15 protein-coding genes and 1 pseudogene are annotated in these 16,323 nt (G+C 61.2%); 12 read left to right on the plus strand and 4 right to left on the minus strand.

The annotated features are described in order from the left end of the window. Positions 1 to 128: 128 nt before the first annotated feature. The gene (locus AC0969_RS10640; protein ID WP_479624118.1) at positions 129 to 1,643 is read right to left on the minus strand and encodes a serine/threonine protein kinase; all 1,515 of its coding nucleotides are present in this window, start codon (positions 1,641 to 1,643) and stop codon (positions 129 to 131) included. A gap of 70 nt (positions 1,644 to 1,713) precedes the next feature. Here AC0969_RS10640 and AC0969_RS10645 point away from each other — a divergent pair, with 70 nt between their 5' ends. The 11 genes from AC0969_RS10645 to AC0969_RS10695 all read left to right on the plus strand — a co-directional run bounded on the left by AC0969_RS10645 (position 1,714) and on the right by AC0969_RS10695 (position 12,773). Next, the gene (locus AC0969_RS10645) at positions 1,714 to 2,616 is read left to right on the plus strand and encodes a 23S rRNA (adenine(2030)-N(6))-methyltransferase RlmJ (protein ID WP_479624119.1); all 903 of its coding nucleotides are present in this window, start codon (positions 1,714 to 1,716) and stop codon (positions 2,614 to 2,616) included. 137 nt (positions 2,617 to 2,753) lie between these two features. After that, the gene (locus AC0969_RS10650; protein ID WP_479624120.1) at positions 2,754 to 3,749 is read left to right on the plus strand and encodes a BMP family lipoprotein; all 996 of its coding nucleotides are present in this window, start codon (positions 2,754 to 2,756) and stop codon (positions 3,747 to 3,749) included. Between the two features lie 12 nt (positions 3,750 to 3,761). Further along, complete coding sequence (locus AC0969_RS10655; RefSeq protein WP_479624121.1) at positions 3,762 to 5,321, plus strand: ABC transporter ATP-binding protein; 1,560 nt, start codon at positions 3,762 to 3,764, stop codon at positions 5,319 to 5,321. A gap of 4 nt (positions 5,322 to 5,325) precedes the next feature. After that, entirely contained in the window at positions 5,326 to 6,420 is a 1,095-nt protein-coding gene (locus AC0969_RS10660) for an ABC transporter permease (RefSeq protein WP_479624122.1), read from the plus strand. Then, positions 6,420 to 7,385 (plus strand): ABC transporter permease, encoded by a 966-nt coding sequence (locus tag AC0969_RS10665; RefSeq protein WP_479624123.1) that lies wholly within the window; start codon positions 6,420 to 6,422, stop codon positions 7,383 to 7,385. The genes AC0969_RS10660 and AC0969_RS10665 overlap by 1 nt, the downstream gene beginning before the upstream one ends. Before the next feature lie 12 nt (positions 7,386 to 7,397). Next, complete coding sequence (locus AC0969_RS10670; RefSeq protein ID WP_479624124.1) at positions 7,398 to 8,327, plus strand: ribokinase; 930 nt, start codon at positions 7,398 to 7,400, stop codon at positions 8,325 to 8,327. Positions 8,328 to 8,351: 24 nt separating this feature from the next. Then, positions 8,352 to 9,335 carry a nucleoside hydrolase gene (locus AC0969_RS10675; protein WP_479624125.1) on the plus strand — a complete coding sequence of 328 codons (984 nt, stop codon included), beginning with the start codon at positions 8,352 to 8,354 and terminating at the stop codon, positions 9,333 to 9,335. Between the two features lie 173 nt (positions 9,336 to 9,508). Beyond that, entirely contained in the window at positions 9,509 to 10,357 is an 849-nt protein-coding gene (locus AC0969_RS10680; RefSeq protein WP_479624126.1) for a 2OG-Fe(II) oxygenase family protein, read from the plus strand. An 11-nt stretch (positions 10,358 to 10,368) separates the two neighbouring features. Next, positions 10,369 to 12,003: a bifunctional UDP-sugar hydrolase/5'-nucleotidase UshA gene (ushA, locus tag AC0969_RS10685; protein ID WP_479624127.1), complete on the plus strand. Its 1,635-nt coding sequence runs from the start codon at positions 10,369 to 10,371 to the stop codon at positions 12,001 to 12,003. A gap of 156 nt (positions 12,004 to 12,159) precedes the next feature. Continuing rightward, entirely contained in the window at positions 12,160 to 12,456 is a 297-nt protein-coding gene (locus AC0969_RS10690; protein WP_479624128.1) for a DUF6172 family protein, read from the plus strand. Positions 12,457 to 12,470: 14 nt separating this feature from the next. Next, a complete protein-coding gene (locus AC0969_RS10695) occupies positions 12,471 to 12,773 on the plus strand; it encodes a hypothetical protein (protein WP_479624129.1) in 303 nt (100 codons plus the stop codon). A gap of 137 nt (positions 12,774 to 12,910) precedes the next feature. On the opposite strand, the gene AC0969_RS10700 is transcribed toward AC0969_RS10695, so the two are convergent. The 3 genes and pseudogenes from AC0969_RS10700 to AC0969_RS10710 form a co-directional block, all read right to left on the minus strand. Then, the gene (locus tag AC0969_RS10700) at positions 12,911 to 13,282 is read right to left on the minus strand and encodes an RDD family protein (RefSeq protein ID WP_479624130.1); all 372 of its coding nucleotides are present in this window, start codon (positions 13,280 to 13,282) and stop codon (positions 12,911 to 12,913) included. A gap of 331 nt (positions 13,283 to 13,613) precedes the next feature. After that, positions 13,614 to 14,045, minus strand: a pseudogene (locus tag AC0969_RS10705) (methylenetetrahydrofolate reductase); the annotation flags it as partial. A 53-nt stretch (positions 14,046 to 14,098) separates the two neighbouring features. Next, positions 14,099 to 15,883: a restriction endonuclease gene (locus tag AC0969_RS10710; RefSeq protein ID WP_479624133.1), complete on the minus strand. Its 1,785-nt coding sequence runs from the start codon at positions 15,881 to 15,883 to the stop codon at positions 14,099 to 14,101. Positions 15,884 to 15,910: 27 nt separating this feature from the next. Between AC0969_RS10710 and AC0969_RS10715 the strand changes: the two genes are divergently transcribed. Next, on the plus strand, positions 15,911 to 16,309 hold the full coding sequence (locus AC0969_RS10715) for a transposase (RefSeq protein WP_479624131.1): 399 nt from the start codon (positions 15,911 to 15,913) through the stop codon (positions 16,307 to 16,309). Positions 16,310 to 16,323 lie beyond the last annotated feature (14 nt).

Genomic DNA, 16,323 nt, shown 5'->3' on the forward strand with positions numbered 1-16,323 from the left:
TTTTCCACGGTCGGCGTCTCTCTAGTGGAGATCTCTTAGGTGGTGATTCGAGCTTCGTCGCGGGGCTAGCCAAACGCTACGAAGCCTTTGATTATACAAAGTTGCTGACACCGTCGTCAAATAAGCGGCTATTTACGCGCCTGCTGGCTGGCCAGCAGGCGCTGGGTGTTTTCCACGCATACGGGCAACTCTGCGAGCGCAGGCTTCTGACATTCGCGGTACACGCACATCGGGCGGGTAAAAAAATTGCTGTCAGCGCAGATAACCACCGGCGTACTGGCGAGCTGGGTGGTATGGGGCGACTTGGGCGACTTTGCGGCAACCCGCGCACGCCGGGGTTGTGGTGCGGGCACCGATGCCGGCGCCTGGGCCACAGGGGATGCCAACGGCTCAGCCACAACTTCGGCAAATATGGGCAAATCCTGGGCGGACAATGCCGCCGCCACCGGTGGCACAGACGACGAAAGCTGGGCGCGCATTTGCCCCTCTGAAGGCGGCATCCACACAGCCGTCCCCATGCCGACCACCAGCACCAGCGCCAGCGCGGCCCAGGCCCAGGGCTTGCTTGGGTGCCGTTTTTCCATCGCCTCCGCCGATGGCCGGGGCGGATAGACAAACTGGGTGGGCAACTCGGCCAGATCCATAGCCTCTGGCTGCGCCCGCTCTCCGGGCATCCATTGCCAGCCTCGCCCCATCTCAGTGCGCCAGTCAAATTGGTCCATGTCCGCAGGCGGTTGCAAACCCAAGATATCGACAAAATCCTGCACCGATTGCGGACGGTCTTCGGGACGGATCGCCAAACTCCGGTCGATTGCGTCCACTAACCTGGTGGAATACGTTGGCCCCTGCCCGGCCTGCGCCACCGATTGCATGCTGGGCATGCGGTCCCGCAGCACCCGGAACGTGGCGGGCATCGGCAAGGCCTTGGCCACACAGCCGTGCACCACTGCGGCCAAGGCATATAAATCACTCCATGGCCCCTGCGCCATGTCGCGCGCATCGGCATATTGCTCAATCGGGGCGTAATTCACCTTCAGCACGGCCGTGTGCTTGGGGCCCAGGCCACCAATCGCCCGGCGGGCCGCGCCCAGGTCCAGCAACACGGGTGGCCCACTGTCTTGCAGAAAAATATTTTCGGGCGATACATCCCGGTGCACGGTATGGCTGTCGTGCAGCAGTTGCAACGCTTGCAGCACCGACCACAGCACCTGGCGCAGCCAGTCCTCTGGCGGTGGGCGGCGCATCTGGTCACAGGCCTGCTTGAGCGTCATGCCGCTGTACAAGGGCATCACCATATACGCGGTGTTATGCGCCTCCCAGAAGCGGAACACTTTGACCAGCGAAGGGTGGTCAAACTGCGCCAGCAACCGGGCCTCGGCCACAAACGACTGCAATCCGGCATGGTAGCTGGCACCATCGCGCGATGAGCGGATGCCTACGACATGCCCCCCTGCGCGGCCGGCCAGCGCCGTCGGCATGTATTCCTTGATCGCCACCGACCGGTGCAAGGAGTGGTCGTACGCCTGGTAGACCATGCCAAAGCCCCCCACGCCCAGCAGGCTTTGCAGCTCAAACTCGCCCAGCCGGGTGCCACTGGGCAGGGCATCCGAATGGAGGACAGGGGGCTGGGCGAAATCGGTCATAGACAAAAAGGAGCCGTAGTTTAGTGCGCAGCCATTGGCAAGGCAGCGCGCCTCGTTACCATAGGGGCCTATGTTTAGTTACCGCCACGCCTTCCACGCAGGCAACCACGCCGATGTGCTCAAACACACGGTGGTGATTGCCGCCCTCAAACACCTGACCGAAAAAGACCCGGCCTTGGCCGTGCTGGACACCCACGCCGGTGCCGGGCTGTACCGGCTCGACGGCGACTATGCCGAAACCAGCGGCGAGGCGGCCAACGGCATCCTGAAGCTGCTGGCTGCGCCCGAGCCCGGCCAAGCACCTTGGGTCGCCGCACCGGCGCTGCAAGACTACCTGGATCTGGTGGCCAGCTTCAATAAATCCGGCGGCAAAAAGGTCTACCCTGGCTCGCCGTTCATCATGCAACAACTGTTACGTGACCATGACCGGCTCAAGCTGTTTGAACTGCACCCCACCGACAGCAAAACCCTGTCGGCCAACATCGCCCAGTTGTCCGCCGGACGGCAGATAGCAGTGTTCCGCGAAAACGGCTTTGAAGGCATCCGTAAATTCTTGCCACCCCCAAGCCGCCGCGCTTTTCTGCTGTGCGATCCCAGCTATGAAATCAAGAGCGACTACAGCCTGGTAGCCGAGATGATCGCGAGCAACCTGAAGCTGTTTTCCACAGGCACCTACGCCGTCTGGTATCCCATCATTCCGCGCCCCGAAGCCCACGACCTGCCGCGCAAACTTAAAACCCTGGCCACCAAGGCAGGCAAAAGTTGGCTGCATGCCACGCTGACCGTCAAATTCAGCAAGCTCACCACCGATGCCGATGGCGAAGTCAAGCGCCCCGGCCTGCCGGCCAGCGGCATGTTCCTGATCAACCCGCCGCACACCCTGAAAGCCGCGCTGAAACCCGCACTGGCGCAGATGGTGGAACGTCTGGGACAGGACAAACACGCCACATCGACGCTGGATTCGGGCGGCTAAGTCTCTGTAATCAGACCTGCCAATGGGGGTTTTTCCCGCTACGACAGGTCTGAATTCGCATAGCATGCGGCTCTTGTTGGCAAGATTATTGCGTAGTGCATATTCTTTCTTTTTCCCCTTAACCACACCTGCTTGATATGAAACTCACTTCCATCTCTCTCGCTTTAGCCACTGCTTTTTGTGCCCTGTCCGCCCACGCTGCCGACCCCAAATTGGCGCTGGTGTATGGCAGCGGCGGCAAGTTTGACAAATCGTTCAACCAGTCGGCCTATGAAGGTGCCGAGCGGTTCAAAAAAGAAACCAAGATCGGCTACCTCGAAGCCTCCATCACCTCCGACGCGCAAAGCGAGCAGGTGCTGCGCCAGATGGCCCGCAAGAACGTCGATCTGGTGGTCTCTATCGGCTTCTCGATGACCAACGCGGTCACTACCGTGTCCAAAGAGTTCCCCAAGGTCAAGTTCATGCTGATTGACGACGTGGTCACTGCCGACAACGTCAGCTCCGTCACCTTCAAGGAGCAAGAAGGCTCTTACCTGGTAGGCGTGGCCGCCGCACTGGCCAGCAAGTCGCAAAAGGTCGGCTTCATCGGCGGCATGGACGTGCCGCTGATCCGCGCTTTTGGCTGCGGCTATGCACAAGGTGCCAAGTCGGTGGATGCCAAGATCGACGTGACGCAAAACATGGTTGGCACCACCCCGGCCGCCTGGAGCGACCCCGCCAAGGGTGGCGAACTGGCCCGGGCCCAGTTTGACCGGGGCGTGGACGTGGTGTTTGCCGCTGCGGGCGGTAGCGGCATGGGCGCGCTGCAAGCCGTCAAGGACAAAAACAAACTCGGCATTGGTGTCGACTCCAACCAAAACCCGCTGTACCCCGGCTTCATCCTCACCTCCATGCTCAAGCGCGTGGACAACGCCACCTACGACGGCTTCATGAGCGTCAAAAACGGCACCTGGAAAGCCGGCGTGGTGAGCAAGGGCCTGATCGAAGGCGGCGTGGACTGGGCCCTGGATGCCAACAACCGCAAGCTCATCACGCCCGCCATGGAAGCCAGCATCAAGCAGGCCGCCGCGGACATCAAGTCCGGCAAAGTCAAGGTGGTGGACTACCGCACTGGCAACAGCTGCCCCGTCTAACCCGAGGGGCGATTGGCAACGCGTGAGGGCGGCATCCTGCCGGGGGTGCCCGTTATAGAGTTCCAAGGCATATCCAAGCAGTTTAGCGCGGTCAAGGCCAACGCCAACGTCAGCTTCCAGGTCCGCAAGGGCTCCATCCACGGCATCGTGGGGGAAAACGGCGCGGGCAAATCTACGCTGATGAGCATTCTGTACGGCTACTACCAGGCCGAAAGCGGGCAGATTCTGCTGGGCGGCCAGCCCACCCCCATCCGCAGCAGCCAAGAGGCCATCCGCCTCGGCATCGGCATGATCCACCAGCACTTCATGTTGGTGGACAGCTTTACCGTACTGGAAAATATTTTGCTGGGGGTGGAAGGTGGCCTGGTACTCGGAGCCCCCTTTCAAGCCGCTGAAACGCGCCTGCGCGCGCTCGGTGCCGAATACAAGCTGGAAGTAGACCCCAACGTGCGGGTGGAAAACCTGTCGGTGGGTGCGCAGCAGCGGGTTGAAATCCTCAAGCTGATCTACCGTGGTGCCGACATTTTGATTCTGGACGAACCCACCGCCGTCCTGACGCCGCAAGAAACCGATTCGCTATTTGCCATTCTGCGGGTGTTCCGCGACCAGGGCAAAACCATCATCCTGATCACCCACAAGCTGCAAGAAATATTTGCGTTGACCGACCGCGTCACCGTGATGCGCGCGGGCACCGTGGTGGGCGAGGTCGATACCGCCACCAGCAGCCGCGAGGCCGTGGCCAGTCTGATGATTGGCCGCAGCATCGAATCCACCCTGTCGCGCGGCCCCTACCAGCCCGGTGCCGCCGTGCTGGAGGTACTGAGTCTCAGCTTGCACAACGCCCAGGGCGTGAAGCTGCTGGACGACCTGAACTTCCAGGTGCGCGCCGGTGAAATCGTCGCCGTGGCCGGAGTCTCGGGCAACGGCCAGTCCGAACTTTTAGAAGTGCTGGCCGGCATGCGCCTGCCCAGCAGCGGCGACATCCACTACCAAGGCCAGCCGCTGCCCTTCAAAGGGCGGCGCGATGCCGACGGCCTGCCAGCGGTGTACCGCACTTTAGGCATTGCCCATGCGCCCGAAGACCGCCTGCGCGAAGGCCTGGTCAAGGCCAACTCGGTAGCCCTCAACACCCTGCTGGGGCACCACAACGACCGCATTTTCAAATCCGGCTGGCTGCTGAATCCCCAGGCCATCCTGGCGCATGCCAAAAAGCTGATCGCCGAATTTGACGTGCGCCCCACCGACCCGACCCTGCGCGTCGGCCTGCTGTCCGGCGGAAACCAACAAAAAGTGGTGCTGGCGCGCGAGATAGCTACACAACCTGCTCTCATTTTGATAGGGCAACCCACGCGTGGTGTGGACATCGGTTCGATCGAGACCATCCACCGCCGCCTGCTGGCACTGCGCGACGCGGGCATCGCCATCGTGCTGGTGTCGGTGGAGCTGGAAGAAATCCGCGTGCTGGCCGACCGCATCCTGGTGATGTGTGGCGGCAAGATCACCGGCGAGCTGGCCGCTGGCGACTTTGACACCACGCGCATCGGCCTGATGATGGGCGGCGTAAGCCATTAACGCTATGAATCCACACAACCTGCCCGGCTGGGCCTCCAACCTGCTGCTACCCATCCTGAACCTCGTCTCGGCCATGCTGGTGGCGGGCGTGGTGATCTACGCCCTGGGCGAAAGCCCCACCGAATCGCTGGCCATTCTGGTCCACAGCGCCTTCCTGAATCCCGAGGGGCTGGGCTACACCCTGTTTTACGCCACCACCTTCATCTTTACCGGGCTGGCCGTGGCCTTTGCATTGCACGCGGGCCTGTTCAACATCGGCGGCGAAGGCCAGATGTACATCGGTGGCCTGGGCATGGCGCTGGTAATTCTGAACCTGGACGCACACTGGAGCCCCTGGCTGGTGGTTCCGCTGGCCATTGCCGCCAGCGCACTGTTTGGCGCGGCCTGGGCGTTTTTGCCGGGCTACCTGCAAGCCAAGCGCGGCAGCCACATTGTGGTGACCACCATCATGTTCAACTTCATCGCCGCGTCGCTGATGAACTACATCATCGTCAGCCTGCTGATTCCGGTGGGCCAGCAAAGCACCTCCAGCCGCCAGTTTGCCGAAGCCACCTGGCTGCCCCGGCTCAACGAGTGGCTGCCGGTGCTGGGCCAAACCCCGGTCAACATCAGCTTCCTGCTGGCGCTGCTGGCGCTGGGCGGGTATGCGCTGGTGATGTGGCGCACCTCCTGGGGTTATGGGGTGCGCACGGTGGGACTGAACCCGCACGCAGCCCACTACGCAGGCATTTCCATCAGCCGCACCGTCATCGGCGTGATGGCCGTATCTGGCGCACTGGCGGGCCTGGCCGCCGTCAACAGCCAGATGGGTTCCTCACACAACCTGGGGCTGAACTTCCCGGCGGGCGCGGGCTTCATCGGCATCGCGGTGGCGCTGATGGGGCGCAACCACCCCATCGGCATCCTGCTGTCGGCGGTGCTGTTTGGCGGGCTGATCCAGGGTGGGTTTGATTTGTCGCTGGAGAAGTCGGCCATTCCGCCTGAAACCTTTGTGTTCATCCAGGGGCTGATTATTTTGTTTTGCGGCGCGATGGAAAACCTGTATGCCCCCGCCGTGGCCGCCGTGTTGCACAAATTCAAAAAACCGAGTGCCGCCTGATGGACGATATCCAACTCTCCAGCATCTTCGTAGCGATGGTGCGCAGCGCGCCAGTGCTGATTTTTGCGGCCCTGGGTGGCTTGTTTGCCGAGCGCTCCGGCATTGTGGACATCAGCCTGGAAGGCAAGATTCTGGGCAGCGCCTTTGCCTCGGCCTGCGTCGCCTACGCCACGCAAAACCCCTGGTTCGGCGTGCTGGCGGGCATCGCGGTGTCGTGCCTGCTGGCATTGCTGCACGGCTATGTGTGCATCCAGCAGCGCGGCAACCAGCTGGTGTCGGGCATGGCCATCAATATTTCGGTCAGCGGCCTGACCTTTGTGCTGGCGCAGTTCTTCTTCCAACAAGGGGGCCGCTCGCCGCCGCTGGACGAAGGGCGGTTCCAAGCGCTGACCATTCCCGGCAGCGAAGCCGTGGCCGATGTACCCGTGCTGGGCTGGCTGCTGCGCGAACTGCTGGGCGGCCACACCATCTTGGTGTACCTGGCGTTTCTGGCCGTGCCGCTGGTGCATTGGGTGGTTAACCACACCCGCTTTGGCCTGCGCTTGCGCGCCGTGGGCGATAACCCGCATGCGGCCGACACGGCCGGTATCAGCGTGGCCGGTACGCGTTATCTGGCGCTGCTGGTGGGCGGCGTGCTGTGCGGGCTGTCGGGCGCGTACCTGGCGCTGGTGCAAACCGGTTTCTTTTTGGCCGATATGTCGGCGGGCAACGGCTTTCTGGCCCTGGCCGCGCTGGTGTTTGGCAGCTGGCGGGCGGTACACACCACCCTGGGCTGCCTGATGTTTGCGTTTTTCAGCGCCCTGCAAATCCAGCTCGAAGGCGTGGTGCTGCCGGTCATCGGCAAGGTGCCGGGCTCGCTGATCCAGATGATTCCGTACGTCGTCACCGTCATCATCCTGGCGGGCTTCATGGCCAAGTCGGTCGCGCCCAAAGCGATTGGTGTCCCGTTCGTTAAATCTCGCTGATTGGGTGTCCCCATGATTTTTGTTGCCGGCTCGGCCAATCTTGATTTCGTAGTGCGTGCCACCCACATTCCCGCACCGGGTGAAACCGTGCTGGGCCGCGCGTTCCAGACCTTCCCCGGAGGCAAAGGGGCCAACCAGGCCATCGCCTGCGCGCGTGCCGGGGGGGCCAGAACGCATATGCTGCTGGCACTGGGCGATGACGCATTTGCCCAGCCGCTGGAAGCCTCGTTGACACAAGCTGGCGTGGTGCAGCACGTGGTGCGTAGCCCCGACCAGCCTACGGGCACGGCCTTCATCTGCGTGTCCGACGATGCCGAAAACGCCATCACCGTGGCCCCCGGTGCCAACGCCAGCCTGCAAGCCGCGCATTTACCCCCGCTGACAGACTTCACCCACCTGCTGCTGCAACTGGAAACCCCGCTGGACACGGTGGCCGCCTACGCTGCATCGGCCCGCGCCCAAGGCGTGCAGGTGGTGTTGAACGCCGCCCCCGCCCAGCTGCTGCCCGCCGACCTGCTGGCCGCCGTGGATGTGCTGGTGGTCAACGAAGGCGAGCTGGCTACCGTAGCCCAACACAGCGGCAGCATCGCCGAATGCCTGGCCCGGCTGGACACCGCCTGCGTGGTCGTCACTCTGGGCCACCGGGGCTGCTGCGCACGGCTCAACGGCCAAATTTTGTTGCAAGCCGCCTACCCCGTCACGCCAGTGGACACCACCGCTGCGGGCGACAGCTTTTGCGGAGCCCTCACCGCCGCCCTGTCCCAGGGCCACTCGCTGGCGGTGGCGATGCAGGTCGGCAGCGCCGCCGGGGCCCTGGCCTGCACACGCCCCGGCGCGCAGTCCAGTATTCCGACCCACGCCGAAGTGCAGGCCCTCGTCCACAGCGGCACGTCCGCTGGAGACGATGCCGTGCTGCGTGCATTTTGCGGATTCCCCGCCTAAACTATTTTTTACCGAGTACACGTTATGACCTCCCCCACCAAAGTTATTTTCGATACCGATCCCGGCGTAGACGACGCGATGGCCCTGTACTTCGCGCTGGCGCATCCGGCCATCGACGTGGTCGGCATCACCACCACCTTTGGCAATGTCACGGTCGAGCAGGCGGCGATCAACGCGCTGTACCTCACGGCCATAGCCGGTAAAACCATCCCCGTTACCAAAGGCGTGGCCACCCCCTGGGTCAAGCCCGGCGAAGCCCCCCCGGCCTTTATCCACGGAGCCGACGGCCTGGGCAACCTGCCCTCCCGCGTGGCCACCAGCAACCAGCTCGACCCGCGCTCCAGCGCCCAGTTCATCGTCGACATGGCCCGCGCCCACCCGGGTGAGATCACCCTGGTGGCGGTGGGCCCGCTGGGCAACCTCAGCCTGGCCCTGAAGCTGGAACCCCAACTGCCCAAGCTGCTGAAAGAAGTGATCCTGATGGCCGGCACCGTCACTGAGCCCGGCAACGTCTCCCCCGTGGCCGAGGCCAATGTATGGAACGACCCGCACGCCGCCGACCACGTCTTCAGCGCAGGCTGGAAGCTGACGATGGTGGGGCTGGACGTGACGCACCGCGTGATCGTGCCGCTGGCGATGTTCAAGAAAATTGCCGACCACCATAAGCACATTGCCACCGACGTGCTGCACCACGCCGTCAGCTTCTACGCCGACTTCTACAGCGGCATCTACCCGCATGTGGCCGCCATCCACGGCTGCTTCGGCCACGACGTGCTGGCCTTCATCTACCTGGTGAACCCCGAGCTGTTCAGCGTCGAGTCCGGCGGCATCCGCGTGGCCACCGAGAGCATTGCCAACGGCCAGACCATGATGAAGCGCAAAGACATCTTCCATCCCCAGGCCGGTTGGGCCACCACCCCGCCCACCCAGGTCTGCATGCAGGTCCAGGCCGAGGCCTGCAACACGGTGCTGGAACAGATGCTGATGTCCGACTGGTTGCCCCGCTAGTTTATGACTCACCCCCAGGCTGCAGTGCTACGCATCTTTCGCCAACCCCCTTGCAGGGGGCAACACCAGCAGCCTGGCGAAGCCAGTTCTGCGGTGTTTCTGGTGAACGTGCGTTCTGGCCGAATGTTGGGTGGTGGGTAGTTACAGCCTTGCATTGAATAAAGGAAACGACCATGCAATTCCCCGTCGTCAACTACCTCAGCCCCACCGCCGCGCAAGACTTTTGCCAAAGTCTTCACGAAACCGGCTTTGCCGTGCTGTCCCACCACCCGCTGGACCAGCACCTGGTGGACGGCATCTACGCCGAATGGCTGGACTTCTTTGGCTCCGAGGCCAAGCACCGTTACAACCATGACCCGGTAGCGTTCGACGGCTACTTCTCACCGGCCGTCTCGGAAACCGCCAAGGGCAACACCCAGCGCGACCTGAAAGAGTTCTTCCACATCTACCCCTGGGGCCGTTACCCGGCCGAGGTGTCGGATGCGGCGCTGCGCTACTACAGCCAAGGCAGCGCCCTGGCCGCCGAGCTGCTGAAATGGGTGGAAGACAACTCCCCGCCCGAGGTGCGCGCCCGCTACACCGAACCCCTGCCGCAGATGATTGCAGGCTGCGACCAAACCCTGTTGCGCGTGCTGCACTATCCGCCCCTGCGCGGCACCGAAGAACCCGGCAGCGTACGCGCCGCCGCCCACGGCGACATCAACCTGCTGACCATCCTGCCCGCCGCTACCGAACCCGGCCTGCAAGTGCTGGGCAAAGACGGTGCCTGGTTTGACGTGCCCTGCGACTTCGGCCTGCTGATCGTCAACATCGGCGACATGCTGCAAGAAGCCTCGGGCCACTACTACCCGTCCACCACCCACCGCGTGCTCAATCCCACAGGCGCAGGCCGCTTGAAGTCGCGCGTCTCGCTGCCCTTGTTTTTGCACCCGCGCCGTGAAGTTGTCTTGTCTGAGCGTTACACCGTGCAAAGCTATTTCGATGAACGCATGCAAGAGTTGCGCGGATCCAAAACCAAATAACCGGAGTTGCCATGATCACACCGATACCCCGTTTTGCCCTCCTCCTGCTGGTTGCCGCACTGGCCGGTTGCTCCACCCTGGGCAGCCCCGACAAGGACAAAACCTACAAAATCACCATCCTGCACACCAACGACCACCACGGCCGCTTCTGGAAAAACAGCGACGGCGAATACGGCATGTCGGCGCAGAAAACCGTGGTGGACCAGGTGCGCAAGGAAGTGGCAGCAGCGGGTGGCGCGGTGCTGCTGCTCAGCGGTGGCGACATCAACACCGGCGTGCCCGAATCCGACCTGCAAGACGCCGTGCCCGACTTCAAAGGCATGAATCTGTTGCAGTTCGATGCGATGGCCGTGGGCAACCACGAGTTCGACAAGCCCCGCATCGTGCTCAATATGCAGCGCGACCTGGCCACCTTCCCCATGCTGTCGGCCAACATCTACGACCAGGGCCAGCGCATGTTTGCGCCCTACAAGATCTTCAATGTCGGCGGAGTCCGCGTCGGCGTGATGGGCCTGACCACCGAAGACACCTTCAAAATGGTGCACCCCGACAACGTCAAAGGCATCGAATTCCGCAGCGTGATTGCCGAGGCCGCCAAGGTCGTGCCCGAGCTGCGCACCAAGGCCGACGTGGTCATCGCCGCCACCCACATGGGCCACTACACCAACGGCCTGCACGGCACCCAGGCCCCCGGCGACGTGGAAATGGCCCGCGCCGTGGGCGGCATCGACCTGGTGGTCGGCGGCCACTCGCAAAACCCCACCTGCATGCAAGCCGAGAACGTGCGCGACGATGCCTACGTGCCCGGCACCCCCTGCGCCCCCGACCGGCAAAACGGCACCTGGATCGTGCAAGCCCACGAATGGGGCAAATACGTGGGCCGGGCCGACTTTGAATACCGCAACGGCGACTTCAAGCTGGTCCACTACGCGCTGATCCCCATCAACCTGAAAAAGACCGTCAAAGGGGCCGACGGCAAACCCGCCAAGGCCTACTACACCAGCGAGATCGCCGAAGACCCGGCCATGCTGGCCCTGCTCACCCCGTACCAAAACGTCGGCCAAGAAAAGCTCGGCATCACCGTGGGCAGCAGCGATGCCCGCATCGAAGGCGACCGCAGCATCATCCGCGCCCAACCCGCCGCTATGGGCGTGCTGGTCGGCCTGTCGATGCTGGCCAAAACCCAGGCCGACTTCGCCGTGGTTAACGCCGGTGGCGTGCGCGACTCCATGCCCGCCGGCACGCTGACCTACAAAGACGTGCTCAAGGTCCAACCCTTCGGCAACACCATCGCCACCGTCGAATTCACCGGCAAAGAAGTCATGGACTACCTGAACGCCGTGGCCAAGATGTCGGTTGGCTCCGGCGCGTTCCCGCAGTTTGCGGGCATCCAGCTGGTCATCACCGGCGGTGTCGTCAGCAGCGCCAGCATCCGGGGCGTGGCCATCCAGCCCAGCACCACCTACCGCATGGCCGTGAACAACTTCCAGGCCGTGGGCGGCGACGGCTACCCCAAACTGCTGGGCCACCCCGGCTACGTAGACAGCGGCTTTGTCGATGCCGACGTGCTGCGCGGCTTTATTACCAGCCACAGCCCGCTGAAAGCAGCCGACTTTGCGCCGGGCGATGCCGTGGTGCGCAAGTGATGAATTTATAAAAAATAGGGCTCTAGCGCATATTCCACCTGCGCTAACAGCTACTCATTTGATAGCAATCAAAATCCCACCTCTGCAAGCCTCATAATCGAGCGCCCTGCCGAGGGCTGTCCAACCAGGGCGGCATCGGCTTCTCAAAGGCACTCTGTGAAAAAAACATTCCCCCTGAACATCGAAGGCAAAAACCGCGACCGCGTGGTCGAAGCCACCAAGCACGACATCCGTAAATACGTCAAACGCCAGCTGCGCGTGGCCCTGCCTGAAGGCGTGGACTACTGGGACTGGGATTGCAAATTCGGTACCAGCGCCGAGACCGCCGTAGTGGCGCACTTCGCCACCATCACCAAGCTGATCGACGACCTGGCCGCTGCCGGTGGCGCATCGTTCTACATCGAGCTGATCGCCAAAAACGGCGTGCGCACCGCCAAACCATTGGGCGCTTAACCAGGCTAAAACCCATGCTGTACCTCGACTTCGACTACAGCGAGGACGGGCACGGGTTTGGCACATGGGAGGCAATGGCCTCCATCCCGACCCCGCAAGTAGCCGCCGTGGAGGCTGAAATCAAACAAGTGCTGGACTGGGCCCACGCGGCCTTCCCCGGCATGCAGGCGGCATTGGACGAGGGTGGGGAGTGGGACTTTCAGGTGCAGCAACAAACTGAAACGGTGGCCGGGCTGCCTCGGCAGACGTTCACTTTGTCACTGACGGGTACGCCGCAGTTTTGCGAGGCGTTTCGGGGGTGGGTTTTGGGGGAGTGAGCGCTTCGCAGGCAGGCTCCACGGGCCGTAGCCAATGGGGGTCAGATCACAATTGCGCGCTGGATGCGGGCGGAGCCAGAACGGCAGTTACCCGCATTTGTGCTCTGACCTCGATTGGCGGGTTGACATCTACCACCTCAAAGCTGGATCACTTTCGTGCCTGCGAGTAGGTCGCCCAAACGGCGCCTCTGCTTGCCCGCGATGAAAGCGGCATCAATTACACCAAGCACCATCGTGAAATTCCGAACGCAAGACTGCCAGTACGTGCAGGGTAGCTCGGAGTCAGCATGCACAACACTGGTGCTGGTGAAGCGTTTACCCATACTTTGACCACCCGGCAGGCCATCGCAAAGCAAAATGTACAGAAGCCAGCCGACAAATATCCACTCGTGGGCGAAGCCAAATGTGTTCGCAATGAAATAGAAAACAACACCAACAGCCACTGCCACGAGGCCATCCACAAACTGCGAGGTGAATCTTTGCCCAATGCGCGCGAGGGGTTTGCTCATACTTGGAAAAGAGTTGTGAAAATATTACGGGTCTGGTTTAACGCTGGCGCTGTCCGAAACGCTGGCCCACTAAGCCCGGCGAAGGTTTGAAACGTCCCACATTCCAGCATTTCCCCATCAAAAGGTGGATGTGAAACGCTCTATTTTCCATAGCTACTACCGCAGATGGAATATGCGCCAGAGGCACTTTTCGCTTAAACAGGTGAAGGTAGCATCCGCTGTGCGTGCGGACCACCCGAAAACCGGGTTGGCCTTGACCGTCCGTCACGGAGAACAGCCGGGAGGGGTCAGAGCCCCTTTGCGGTTTTCGACCGTTCCCGTACCGCCGCGATCAGTCGTGCAATGGGGATCTGACCCCACCCAACCCCAAACGCCGTCCCAGTTCCAGCGTCGCCGCGCTCTGGTTCATGGTGTAGAAGTGTAGGCTGGGCGCACCACCGGCTACCAGGCGTTCGCACAAATCCGTCACCACGTCCAGACCGAAGGCTTTGATGCTGGCGGTGTCGTCGCTGAAGCCTTGCAGGCGCAGGCGGATCCAGCGGGGGATTTCAGCGCCGCAGGCATCGCTGAAGCGCATGAGCTGCGACGAGCTGCCGATCGGCATGATGCCGGGCACGACCGGGACGGTGACGCCCAGCTTGCGGGCATCTTCCACCAGCCGAAAGTACGCATCGGCGTTATAGAAATACTGCGTCATGGCCGAATCCGCACCAGCGTGTACCTTGATGGCAAAGGCGTTCAGGTCAGCATCGGCTGATTTGGCCTAGGCCAAGCCGCCGCCGTTCGGTCTCGCCTCGACGGGGTGGTTAGGCAGCGTCAGTATTTAGCCGCCAACTTCTTTGCTTCGTGGATATCGATTCGGGCACTATGCCCGTGCTTCTCAAGCATGTGGAGTAGGTTCGCGCCACTCAGGAGTACTAATGGCTTCCCATTAGCGAATGCATACGAGTCTGGACCGTAGTCGGACGTAGTCACCAGCACCCCCTTTGTCGCACCCTCATTAAGTACGGTTCCGTACAGGTCGCGCACCGCGCTCACCCCAACAGTGTTTGTGTATCGTTTGGCTTGAATCACAATCTTTCCGCCGCGAATGGGGTCAGGATCGAAAGCAACCGCATCGACGCCACCATCTCGGCTGGCTTGTGTTACTTTGACCTCGCCACCGGTTGAAGAAAACTCCTTCTCGAACAATTCTCGAATGAGGTGTTCAAAGTCTTCCCAATCCATAGCTGCCAAATTTACCGAGCCGTCGAGCGTATTAGCTACCTCGTATGCGGACACGAAGCGGCCATCTTCGCGGCGGAGCTGCATGATCGGCGGGACTGGCGATAGCCCGTGTAGCTTTGAACTACCAACTCCCTTTAGCGATTTGAAACAGGCCTTTGGATCAACTTGAGCGAGGTTAATTAAAGCGAACTCAGTTTTCCCTGCTCGCAGGGAGAGTACACAGGCGGTGATAGGCTTTCCGGTGGTGCGATCAATTGCTGTAACTATTCCGTTGACGACAATTGCCTCAAGTGCGCCGACCACATCAGCTTCGAATATCTCGTGAACCGTGCGCAGGACTGTTTGGTACAAGACGTCATCGTATTGACGTGAGGCCTGAGGCTCTGTTATGAACTGCTCCTCAAAGCCGTCCCGACTCGCTACGTACTTAACAGCTTTTAGCGTCGGCAGATCGTTAGGACCAGGAAGCTGGTAGTCGATGACCGCGGTCTTTGCTCCTATGTCGTAATCGATATCAAACTCTTGAGGGAAATAATCCGGATACCGAGAAGTCGACAAAACCAAATCTATGTACTCCACGATAGCTTCGTGATGCCGAGCCTCGTAGGCCGCGCGCTTTGCATCCACTGATACGTTGGTAGCGGCCTGCGAAACATGGAACTCACGCTTCAGAGCCTCCCAAGCTTCAACTTCGTGTGCGTGGATTGAATAAAGATCGCGCACCTTTTTTTCATGGGCGGTAATGGCTACGGAATGAATGCACCGGATATTAGCGATCTCTTTTTTCCACGCGATCAGATCATTCGCTAATAACCCGGCCTTCTCCTTCTGCAAGCGCGCTTTGCGTGACGCAAATAGTATGTCTAGAAAGCCAAGCTTCGGCTGATATTTGGTGTCTGCCTGCTGTGGCTCTCTAGGTAGACTTAGTAACGCTGGTTCTGGTGGGGATTTAGCGAGCTTTGGTTTCGAATCGGGGAAGCTGGTTTTGTCTTTCAGATTCTCCCAATCGACCCTATCGTCGACCTTAAGGGTTGCGCGGAGAAGAGAAGACAAAAGTTCCAACTCTTGCTGCGCGTCCGCTGTGCGGTCGGCTGCTTCGGACTTACGTTCTTCTTGCTGGCGTTTGCCGAGCGCGCGTTCGGTGCGCTGCTGCTGGCGAGCATCGATTTCCACCCACTTTTGTTGCCACTCCTCGACTTGAAGTTTTGCCTTCAATTGAACTATGGATTGACTGTCACCTCGGATCAGTCGATGTTTCTTGAGGCCGTCATGCCATAGATCTTGTGTGTAAGTGGGTTTTCCGCGAGCGCTGAAGCTCACATCGTAAGCGAATGGCCAAGTCATCTTGCTGTGAACGGAAATCCTTAAGACCATCGTGTCCACTTCAACTCAGGTGGACACATGAACACTCCAAATCCAGAACTTCGAATTCCAGCGGCCGGTCGTCGTCGTGCGCGCTACAGCGATGCATTCAAATCCCAAGTCGTCGCAGCCTGTCACGCACCGGGCGTCTCCAAGGCCGCAATCGCACTGGCCAACGGTCTGAACGCCAACATGCTCCGGCGTTGGGTAGTCGAATCTTCACAGGGCCGCGATAGCCAACTGGCCACTATCACAAAACCCTTGCCGCCAGCCCTAGCCAAGCCGGATTTCATACCCGTCAAACTTGCTCCGGCACCATCCGCCCAAGCGGCCGACATCCGCATCGACATCCAGCACGCCAGAGGTGCCATGCAAATCCACTGGCCCATAGCCGCATCCAGCCAATGCGCCCAGTGGTTGCGCGAGGTGCTGGCATGATCCGCATGGATGCC

The organism is Rhodoferax sp. LB1P47 (assembly GCF_056521445.1).

Excerpts from the sequence above, each read along its gene's own strand:
- AC0969_RS10640 (WP_479624118.1), bottom strand. The coding sequence starts at position 1,643 with ATGACCGATTTCGCCCAGCCCCCTGTCCTCCATTCGGATGCCCTGCCC.
- AC0969_RS10645 (WP_479624119.1), top strand. The coding sequence starts at position 1,714 with ATGTTTAGTTACCGCCACGCCTTCCACGCAGGCAACCACGCCGATGTG.
- AC0969_RS10650 (WP_479624120.1), top strand. The coding sequence starts at position 2,754 with ATGAAACTCACTTCCATCTCTCTCGCTTTAGCCACTGCTTTTTGTGCC.
- AC0969_RS10660 (WP_479624122.1), top strand. The coding sequence starts at position 5,326 with ATGAATCCACACAACCTGCCCGGCTGGGCCTCCAACCTGCTGCTACCC.
- AC0969_RS10665 (WP_479624123.1), top strand. The coding sequence starts at position 6,420 with ATGGACGATATCCAACTCTCCAGCATCTTCGTAGCGATGGTGCGCAGC.
- AC0969_RS10670 (WP_479624124.1), top strand. The coding sequence starts at position 7,398 with ATGATTTTTGTTGCCGGCTCGGCCAATCTTGATTTCGTAGTGCGTGCC.
- AC0969_RS10675 (WP_479624125.1), top strand. The coding sequence starts at position 8,352 with ATGACCTCCCCCACCAAAGTTATTTTCGATACCGATCCCGGCGTAGAC.
- AC0969_RS10680 (WP_479624126.1), top strand. The coding sequence starts at position 9,509 with ATGCAATTCCCCGTCGTCAACTACCTCAGCCCCACCGCCGCGCAAGAC.
- ushA (WP_479624127.1), top strand. The coding sequence starts at position 10,369 with ATGATCACACCGATACCCCGTTTTGCCCTCCTCCTGCTGGTTGCCGCA.
- AC0969_RS10695 (WP_479624129.1), top strand. The coding sequence starts at position 12,471 with ATGCTGTACCTCGACTTCGACTACAGCGAGGACGGGCACGGGTTTGGC.
- AC0969_RS10700 (WP_479624130.1), bottom strand. The coding sequence starts at position 13,282 with ATGAGCAAACCCCTCGCGCGCATTGGGCAAAGATTCACCTCGCAGTTT.
- AC0969_RS10710 (WP_479624133.1), bottom strand. The coding sequence starts at position 15,883 with ATGGTCTTAAGGATTTCCGTTCACAGCAAGATGACTTGGCCATTCGCT.
- AC0969_RS10715 (WP_479624131.1), top strand. The coding sequence starts at position 15,911 with ATGAACACTCCAAATCCAGAACTTCGAATTCCAGCGGCCGGTCGTCGT.